The sequence below is a fragment of the Ligilactobacillus sp. genome (assembly GCF_036846325.1).
Classification (GTDB): domain Bacteria; phylum Bacillota; class Bacilli; order Lactobacillales; family Lactobacillaceae; genus Ligilactobacillus.
On the sequence record NZ_DAIUCE010000163.1, the window covers coordinates 1 to 2,626 of the forward strand.

The following is a 2,626-nucleotide window of genomic DNA, read 5'->3' on the forward strand; positions in this document are numbered from 1 at the left end:
CGATCCGTGAGCTGGCAACAATCAGAAGAGAGAAGATCCTGTCTGAACATGACAGCCGTATCGGATACGAATCGGACACGCGCTGCATGGAAATCAGAATCAAGGCTGAGTCGGACGTTGACTTCGCCGTGAAATACGGAGACGGAAAGCTCAGGATAAGAAGCGAGGCCGGCAAGCTGCTGCTTGAAAAGACCGGTTTTTCCACGCGCACCATCACCTGCGGACTTGACGAGTTTGACATTCAGATTCTGTGTGACCAGAGTTCGGTTGAAATCTTCATCGAAAACGGTCCGGTCATCACCGAGCGCCTGTACGGTGAAGGGGCCACGAAGTTTGCGCTTGACAGCTCAAAACCGGCCGACGTGGACATCTACAGGCTGGAACTGTAGAGCCTTGTCAGGGATTGTGAAACTGTCGCATCATCTGCAAAAATGACTTAAATGAAGAGGGCGGAAACGCCTTCTTTTTTTGTGCCGAAATGCAGAGGAAGCGTGCTCTGCATTTTCCAGTACGGAAAATATGTACCAAAAAATTTCAGAAGTAGGACAAATTGCGTCTTGTTTCTACAAGTGAAAGCGTATACAATGAATATGTAAATTGTCTTATGTACTTTACGGAGAGGAAGATTGAAATGAAGAAGTATCTTGCAATTGACATCGGTGGAACGAACATCAAGTATGCGGAAATTGAAGAAACTGGAAATATTGTCAGAAAGGATAAAATCAAGACTCCAAAAGACAGGGAGTCCTTTCTTTCAGCAGTTGACCGGATTGTGACAAGGCACCGCAAAAACGTCAGCGGGATTGCCGTCTGCGCTCCCGGAAAGATTGACGGCACGACAATACGTTTCGGCGGGGCGCTGCCGTTTCTTGACGGAGTTGACCTTGCTTCGGAATATGCCGGACCGGATTTCCCCGTTGCAGTCATCAATGACGGCAAGGCCGGTGTTCTTGCGGAGCACTGGCTCGGAAATCTCAAGGGCAGTCGTGACTGTGCGGCCGTCATCCTGGGGACGGGCGTCGGTGGCGGCATCATCGTCAACGGCAACCTTGTTGCGGGATCTCATTTCCAGGCCGGGGAGCTTTCGTTCATGGACCTTGATGAAAATGCAGGGGGAATGGACGGGACGGCCGGCCAGTCTTTGTCAGCAGTCGGCATGATCGTCAGCATCAACAGAGCGGTTGGCAATGCTGATGAAAAGGACGGACTGGCCGCCTTTGAGGCTGTCACGGACGGAAATGAGAAGGCGTGCGCGATTCTTGAAAAGTACTGTCACGGGGTTGCAGTACTGATTCTTAACGTGCAGTCGGTCGTTGACCTGGAAAAGTATGTGATCGGTGGCGGCATCTCGGCCCAGCCGGCACTCATCGAGGGCATAAACAGGGCCTATGACGGCATCATTGCAGAAAACGAGGCAGTTGCATCAACCCTGACCAGGCCGGAAATAGTCACGGCCGCCTTCAGGAACGACGCCAATCTGTACGGTGCACTGTACAATCTGCTTGAGGGGGTGAAGTGATGGCGGACCTTGAAGATGAAATCATGAAGATAAGACGCGACTGGAAGAGAAGCGACGATGCGCGTGACGCCGGGCTGCCGCTTGAGATTCCGGGAGTGCGGAGGATTAATGACATAAGTTACGGACCGGACCCCAAATGGAATCTGCTTGACCTCTATCTGCCGGAGAACGTGGAAGGCAGGATTCCCGTCATCATCAACGTCCACGGCGGAGGCTACTGCTATGGAACAAAGGAGACATACCAGTTCTATGGCCTGAACCTGGCGGCGCACGGCTTTGCCTTCGTCAATCCGAACTACCGCCTGGCTCCTGACGTTGTCTTTCCGGGAGAACTTGACGACGTTGACCGCTATGTCCACTGGGTCAGCGACCATGCCGACGAGTACGGGCTTGACCGGAACAATGTCTTCATCACCGGTGATTCTGCCGGCGGTCAGATGGCAGAGCAGTACATCACGATTCTGACCAACCCTGCCTACCGGAGTCTTTTCCCCTACAGGCCCGTTCAATTGAAATTCAGAGCCTGTGCCCTGAACAGCGGGGCGTTCTTCCTCTTCGATTCCGGCATGATCGGTGGTGTTCTTGAAGCCTACTTTCCAAAGGATGTTGTTGAGGAAAACAGGCAGCTTCTTTCGGTTGAGAACTACATTACGGAGGATTTTCTGCCATGTTATCTGTCGACTGCCAACGAGGACTTCATTCATGACCAGACGATAAAGCTCGACGGTTTTCTGACTGCCAGAGGTGTGGAGCATGTCTGCAGATCATTCGGCGACCGTGACAACCCGCAGCCTCATGTCTTCCTGATGAATCAAAAAGATGAAACTGCAAGAAAGTGCAATGATGAGGAGATTGAATTCTTCAGAAGGCACATGGCCTGAATAAGCTGGCGCACCCGGACTTTCGTGTGCGCTTTTTGCATGTCCCGGGGTGGTGCTGGTGAGGCGCTGGAATTTCCACGAGGTTTGGTGGGTTGAGAGCAGAATCTCCACCAAGTTTGGTGGGTGAGGCGCTGGATTTTCCACGAGGTTTGGTGGGTGAGACGTGGAATTTCCACCAAGTTTGGTGGACGAAGCGCTGGAATTTCCACGATGTTTGGTGGGTGAG

3 protein-coding genes are annotated in these 2,626 nt (G+C 52.3%); all 3 read left to right on the forward strand.

Annotated features, from left to right (window positions below):
• The coding region (locus V7Z60_RS09715) for a GH32 C-terminal domain-containing protein (protein WP_334117612.1) at positions 1-389 on the forward strand (389 nt) is incomplete at its 5' end.
• 242 nt (positions 390-631) lie between these two features.
• Positions 632-1,519 carry an ROK family protein gene (locus tag V7Z60_RS09720; RefSeq protein WP_334117613.1) on the forward strand — a complete coding sequence of 296 codons (888 nt, stop codon included), beginning with the start codon at positions 632-634 and terminating at the stop codon, positions 1,517-1,519.
• Positions 1,519-2,400 (forward strand): alpha/beta hydrolase, encoded by an 882-nt coding sequence (locus V7Z60_RS09725; protein WP_334117614.1) that lies wholly within the window; start codon positions 1,519-1,521, stop codon positions 2,398-2,400. Before V7Z60_RS09720 ends, V7Z60_RS09725 begins: the two co-directional genes overlap by 1 nt.
• Positions 2,401-2,626: the final 226 nt, after the last annotated feature.